Consider the following 6,653-nt stretch of genomic DNA (forward strand, 5'->3'; position numbering starts at 1 on the left):
AAAGAGCCAGACACCCCACAACCGAAGCCCCCCCTAACGCCGGAACATACGAAAACGGCCAGACCCGAAGGTCTGGCCGCCACAACACAACCGAACCGATCCCGCTCGCCGGAGCCGCTCACTTACAAACCGAGAAATCCGGCGTCGGATTCGTGGACTTCACATTACGCGCGGTGAACGTGGTGGACACATTCGACGTGATCGCCTTACCACCCGAATACGAGCCCGTAACCGGCGAGAAGGTGAGCACCTTGCCCGTCCCGTCCAAGGAGAACACCGAGGTGCCGAACAGACTCTCGTCCGAAGTCACGCCGCCGCTGGACGAATGGTTCATCATGGAGCCGAGCACCACGCTCTGCCCCCAGGTGCTCGCACCGGCATCCTTGGTTTTCACCACCAGCTTGCCGTAGTCGCTCACCGTACCGTTCGACCATGTGGCCTCATCGTATTGAAGCACCACGCAACGCTGCTTGTCGCCATCGCCCGGCGTGATCATGGTGACCTTCTGCGCATCCGCATCGTATTCCATGGCCGTGGCGTAGCGCACATACCGGTCGAGACGCTGCGTGGCCGTGGCGATCTCCGACGCCGATCTGGTGCGAATCGCATCCGTGGTGGTGGTATGCAGGAACTGCATGATGGACGTAAGGAATATGGCGGAGATGGCCATGAAGATGAACATCGCCACCATCATCTCCACCATGGTCACGCCACGTTCGCCCCGCGCCGCGGCGCGAAGGCCCCCGCGAGCGCCCCGCACGCGACCCTCCCCGGCTTCATGCCCGGGTTCGCGCCCCGTTATGCGTTCCATGATGCGTTCCATGATGCGTTGTACCGACTGGTTCATGATTCCTCCCTCGATTCCCCGCGCACCGCGCTCAGACGATGATCTTCTGGTCGGGAGCGACGTCCAGCAGCGTGGACGTCGTGTAGATGCAAGTCTTGTTCTTGGAGATGTTATCCGGCCAGGTCACGCCAACAACCACGCGAAGCACCGGAACATACGTGTGCGAGGAACCGGATTTGAACGCCTTCGTCACCGCCTTGGTGGGGTTGTTCACATCGGCCGAAGCGTCGCCGCCGCCCACATAGTCGAGGCCATGATCGGGAAGCCCCCATTCGCTGGCCGTCTTCACCTGCATGGTTCCGGAAAGGCGATACGCCTTCTCCACCACCGTATACACGTTGAAGGAGGACTGTTTGAAATCCTTGCCCTGGGTCGTTCTCGCCGGATGGATGTATTTATCGCTGCCATCAGCCGAAGAGGCATAGCCGATGTCGTTCTGCGCCACGCTGGGGCTTGCGCCCGCACTCGACGTGAACGCGCCGGCATCCAACAGGGCATTGTAGGCTTCCTTGACATCAGCCTGGCTCATGCCCTTGGTGAGTTCCTCGAAATAGGAATCGGACTTCACCGAAGCGATCTGCGCCTGCACCCGTTCCACACCATCGTCGCCAAGCGACACCGCCGTGGAACGCAACTGCTGCGCATACGACGTGCGAACCGCCGTCACCGCGAACTGCGCCGCAGCCAAACCGACCAGACTCAATACGATCACGGCTACGATGGTCTCCACCAGAGTGAAGCCGCGCTCACCGCGTTTCGGCAAACGCCCATGCTTGGCAACGCTGCAGGCAGCGCCATAGGCACGGCTCCTCCCATGGGACCCGACGACTTCTTCGCGTCTCATATTCAGTCCTCCCCATATACCGCAAACCCATCAATGGGTGAACGGGATTGACAACACAACCACGCATTATCATCTCGACTATACCACGATGGTGTGCCAACGTTTTCAGACGAAAATATCCCGCAGAAATATCCCGCAGAACCGTTTCCTGTTAGGATTTTCCAGTTTCATCCCTTACAATGCTTTGCTAGGTCTGCAAATTTTGCATACGTTATACCTTCCGGTTCCACGGGCGTTGGAGCCCCGCCCCGGAAGGCACAACGAGCCCCGCAGTGGTTGGCGGGGCGGGGAGGAGATGAGAGATGAGCGACTCGGCAGGTGGCCTGTTCGGCTTCAGAAGAAAAAACAAGGAAGACGACGACTACGAGACGCCCCACACCGGCGATATCCCCCAAGTGTTCGCGCCGGCAACCTCGGCCAGCGCCCCCAGACATGCGGCGGTAGCCGAAGAACCACAGGAAGAGGAAATCCCCGAAGACGGGGAAATGGATGAGGAAACCGAACGCGCCAAAGCGTTGGCGCTGGCGCAAAGCCTCAGCTTCCCCTTCGTCGACCTCAACGAATACCAGGTCGACGAAAGCGTCATGAAACTCGTGCCGGACGACCTGTGCCGCCGCAACAACCTGCTGCCGCTGTCCATCATCAACGGACGCCTCACCGTCGCCATGGCCAACCCGAAGAACTTCGCCGCCGTGGACGACATCTCCGCGATCACCGGCATGCCCGTCATCGCCATGGTCGCCATGCCCTCGCAGGTACAGGAATCCATCAACCGCTACCTGCGCGCCAACGCCGAGCTCGACGAGATCTCCCACGAGGTCGCCGTCACCGCCAAAAAGGAAATCGACCTCGAAAAAGAGGACCCCAACGATTCCTCCCCCGTCGCACGATTCGTCACCCTGCTCATCAACCAGGCCATCGACGACCACTGCTCCGATATCCACATCGAACCGCAGGAAGACGGCCTGCTGGTCCGCTACCGCATCGACGGCGTGCTGCACGTATTCCAGCGGGCGCCCCGCGCCATGACCGCCGGCGTGATCAGCCGCATCAAAGTCATGTCCGACATGGACATCGGCGAGCGCCGCAAACCCCAGGACGGCCGTATCACCGTGAAACACAACGGTGAGAAGATCGATTTGCGTGTGGCCGCACTGCCCACCGTGTGGGGCGAGAAGATCGTCATGCGAATCCTGAGCACCCCGGCCGGCAACCTGAAGGTCGAAGACCTCAACTTCAGCAAGCGCAACTTCGAAGTGTTCTCCAAAGCGTACACGCGCCCCTACGGCATGGTGCTGGTCACCGGCCCGACCGGTTCCGGTAAGTCCACCACCCTGTACGCCACACTCGGCGACGTGGCCAAGCCGGAAATCAACATCATCACCGTTGAAGACCCTGTGGAATTCCGCATGAAGGGCATCAACCAGGTGCAGGTGAACAACAAGGCCGGCATGACCTTCGCGGCCGCCCTGCGATCCATCCTGCGAGCCGACCCCGACGTGGTGCTCATCGGCGAGATCCGTGACGCCGAGACGGCGAACATCGCCATCGAAGCGTCGCTGACCGGCCACTTGGTGCTCTCCACCCTGCACACCAACGACGCGCCGAGCGCCGTAACCCGACTGACCGAGATGGGCGTGGAACCGTTCCTGGTGAGCTCGTCGCTGGCAGCCGTGATGGCGCAGCGACTCGCGCGACGCCTGTGCAAGAAATGCTGCAAAGCCGATCACGCCACACCCGTTGAGCTGAAGCTCATGGGCATTCCCTACAACCCCGGCGACCCGCTGCCCACCGTATACCGGCCCGTCGGATGCCGCGAATGCTCCAACACCGGGTACCGCGGGCGTGTGGCCATCCAGCAGGTGATGGGCGTGGACGCGAAGATGGAGGAGATGATCGCCAAAGGCGCGACGTCCTTGGACATCCAAGCCGCCGCCGAAGCCGCCGGAATGACCAGTCTGCGCGACGACGGCTGGCAGAAGGTGCTGCAAGGCATCACCTCGGTGGACGAGGTGCTACGCGTCACCGTATGACGTTCGGTGAGCCGGTTCCTCGCCTTGGGCTGTGTGGTTGTGGCCCACGGTGCGGAACCGGCTTACGGACCGCGATGCTTACGTGCAACCGGCGTATATGCCCGGTGCATGCACCCGGTGTGTACGCCCGGTGCATGTGGCATCGCAGCAAGGCGTGCGGGTAACGCGCGCAACGTTTTTCAATGAAGAAAGCAACGAGATTAAGGACAGCACATGACTGATGCGGCAGAGCAAGTCGATTGGGAATCGAACGGCGGCTCCTACCTGGCCGGACTGAAAGGCGTGACCATTCCCAACACCGCCCCCTCACTCGCCGATTCGCCCAAGCGCGGGCGCCACGGTTCCGCCGAAGACGCGCTGCAGGCCGATTCGCCCGATATGCAAAGCATTTTCGACACGTTGAACAGCATGCCCGCCGTGCAGATGACCGTTGAATCGATCGTGCCGGAGCGGAAGGCCGCCAAGACGGAGCATGATGGCGGCGACGGCGATGGCGGCGTGAGCGGCGCGGATACGGCGGCTGCTGAGGCTGAGGCCGAGCGGCAGGCTGAACGGCAGGCTCAGGCTCAGGCGGCGGCACAGGCTCAGGCGGCACAGGCTCAGGCTGAGGCTGAACGCGAGGCTGCGATCAGAGCCGAAGAACAGCGTCAAGCCGAAGCAGCGGCCAACGCCCAGAACGCCAACGCCCAGAACGCCAACGCCTCCTGGTTCGGTCAGCCGGCAGCCAACGGCAACCGTCAAACGCATTCCGAACCGTTCCCCCAAGCCGAAGCGCCCACCACGCCGCCCGACGACAACTACTATCGCATGCCCGGCGACGAGCCCGACCCCGAACCCCAGGAACCGCTGACCGTGCGCATGCCCGAACTCGCCCCCGAATTCACGCAAGGCACCGGCCACGCACCGCAAATCCCGCTGGACAGCATCCCCTCCGCGCCCCTGACGGTCAACACCGATTTCGTCGTGCCCGAAACCACCGGTTCCGACAAAGACGCCATCCCGCCGCAGCGGTTGGAAAAAGCGCGACTCGTCGAACAGCAGCTGCGCGCCGAACACCCCGACGCGGATGACGAATTCGTGGCGGCCATCCGCCAGCTCGTCGAATTAAACGCCTCCGACCTCCACCTCGTGGTCAACGATCCGCCCATGCTGCGCGTGGACGGCAAACTGCGCCCCGCCAAAGGCCTGAGCGTATGGAACAAGGACCACACCTTCGCCGCCGTGCAAACCATGACCAACGAGCTGGAACTCGAACGGTTCAAAGACGATCTCGAACTCGACATCTCATTCTCCATCGGCGATCTGGTGCGCTTCCGTGTGAACGTGTACCGTGACCGACTCGGCATCTGCGCCGCACTGCGAACCATTCCAACCGAAATCAAAACCGCGCAGCAGCTCGACCTCGACCCGCGCATCGCCGACCTGGCCATGCTGCCGCGAGGCCTCGTGCTCGTATGCGGCCCGACCGGTTCCGGTAAGTCCACCACGCTGGCCGCCATCGTGGACAAGGCCAACGCGGAACGCGCCGACCACATCATCACCATCGAAGACCCGATCGAATTCGTGCACCAACACAAGCGTTGCGTGATGAGCCAGCGCGAAGTGGGCACCGACACGAAGAGCTTCGCCGAAGCGCTCAAACGCGCACTGCGTGAAGACCCCGACATCATCGAAGTCGGCGAGTTGCGAGACCTCGAAACCATTTCCACCGCACTGACCGCAGTGGAAACCGGCCACCTGGTGTTCGCCACCCTGCACACCCAGGACGCGGGCTCCACCGTCGACCGTCTGATCGACGTGTACCCCGAAAACCAGCAGCAGCAGATCCGCGTGCAGGTGGCCTCCACGCTGCGAGCCGTGGTCGTGCAGACCCTGCTCCCCCGCGCGAGCGGCCACGGACGAGTGCCCGCCACCGAAGTCATGATTAACACGCCGGCCGTCGCCGCGCTGATTCGAGGCGGCAAAGCCCACCAGATCCGCACCGTGCTGCAGTCCGGCGAAAAGGACGGCATGCACACGCTCGATCAGGACCTCGCGCGCCTGGTGAACAAGGGCACCGTGAAATACGAGGACGCCCTCGTCAAGGTGCAGGTGCTTGACGAATTCGAGAAGATGGCCGGAGCGCGTTCGGTGTTCTAGGCTTGAGACATGTTGAGACTTGGGTTTCCTTGGGTTTCCTTGGGTTTCCTTGGGTTTCCTTGGGTTTCCTTGGGTTTCCTTGGGTTTCCTTGGGTCTCCTTGGGTTTCCTTGGGTCTCCTTGGGTTTCCTTGGGTTTCCTTGGGTCTCCTTGGGTTTCCTTGGGTTTCCTTGGGTCTCCTTGGGTCTCCTTGGGTTTCCTTGGGTTTCCTTGGGTTTCCTTGGGTTTCCTTGGGTTTCCTTGGGTTTCCTTGGGTTTCCTTGGGTTCACCCACCCCTGAGTTCCCTTGGGAACTCGCTAAGAGGTTCCTCTCTCCGAGATTCCTCTTGGCGCCCTGCTTAAGACTTGGGCCTGCGCGGGGGAGCTGTTCGCTCTCGCGCAGGTTCCATCACCGGGACTCTCTTGGAGTTCTCTTGGCGGCTCGCCCGGTTGAAGCCCCTTCTGCTGTGGGCTTCCCGGGTTCTGGCTCCTTGAGCCTCCCCGAGCGCTCTCTTGAGAGTCCCCTATCCACACTTCCTTCCTGAATCACCTCAACCACAGGGGGGTGCGGGGCGAGCAACTCGCCCCGCACCCCTCTTTTTCTCTCTTTCTTTTGCGTCTCTCCCCTTGCGTCCCCTACCCTTGCGCCCTCTCTTTACCGAAATCAGACAAAATCAGCCCATTCCTGTCCGATTCCGGTAACGAACACACTCCCTCCCTTCCTCCCTCTCAAGTCCCCTCATACCGAAATCAGACAAAAACAAGCCAAATTTGTCTGATTCCGGTATGAGTCCCGCCCGCTCCTCGTCCGT

General features: G+C 61.6%; 4 protein-coding genes. 2 read left to right on the forward strand and 2 right to left on the reverse strand.

Annotated features, from left to right (window positions below; all coding sequences use genetic code 11):
* Positions 1-118: 118 nt before the first annotated feature.
* Both KIH75_RS09695 and KIH75_RS09700 read right to left on the reverse strand, forming a co-directional pair.
* The gene (locus tag KIH75_RS09695; protein ID WP_236028239.1) at positions 119-847 is read right to left on the reverse strand and encodes a prepilin-type N-terminal cleavage/methylation domain-containing protein; all 729 of its coding nucleotides are present in this window, start codon (positions 845-847) and stop codon (positions 119-121) included.
* 31 nt (positions 848-878) lie between these two features.
* On the reverse strand, positions 879-1,610 hold the full coding sequence (locus tag KIH75_RS09700; protein WP_236028241.1) for a type IV pilus modification PilV family protein: 732 nt from the start codon (positions 1,608-1,610) through the stop codon (positions 879-881).
* A 383-nt stretch (positions 1,611-1,993) separates the two neighbouring features.
* On the opposite strand from KIH75_RS09700, the gene KIH75_RS09705 reads away from it, so the two are divergent.
* Together KIH75_RS09705 and KIH75_RS10170 are read left to right on the forward strand one after the other, a co-directional pair.
* A complete protein-coding gene (locus KIH75_RS09705) occupies positions 1,994-3,724 on the forward strand; it encodes a GspE/PulE family protein (protein WP_219056501.1) in 1,731 nt (576 codons plus the stop codon).
* Positions 3,725-3,937: 213 nt separating this feature from the next.
* Positions 3,938-5,863, forward strand: a complete 1,926-nt coding sequence (locus KIH75_RS10170) for a type IV pilus twitching motility protein PilT (RefSeq protein WP_236028243.1) — start codon at positions 3,938-3,940, stop codon at positions 5,861-5,863.
* Positions 5,864-6,653 lie beyond the last annotated feature (790 nt).

Origin of the sequence: Bifidobacterium pongonis, from assembly GCF_019331805.1 — a bacterium.
In the GTDB taxonomy this organism is placed as follows: domain Bacteria; phylum Actinomycetota; class Actinomycetes; order Actinomycetales; family Bifidobacteriaceae; genus Bifidobacterium; species Bifidobacterium pongonis.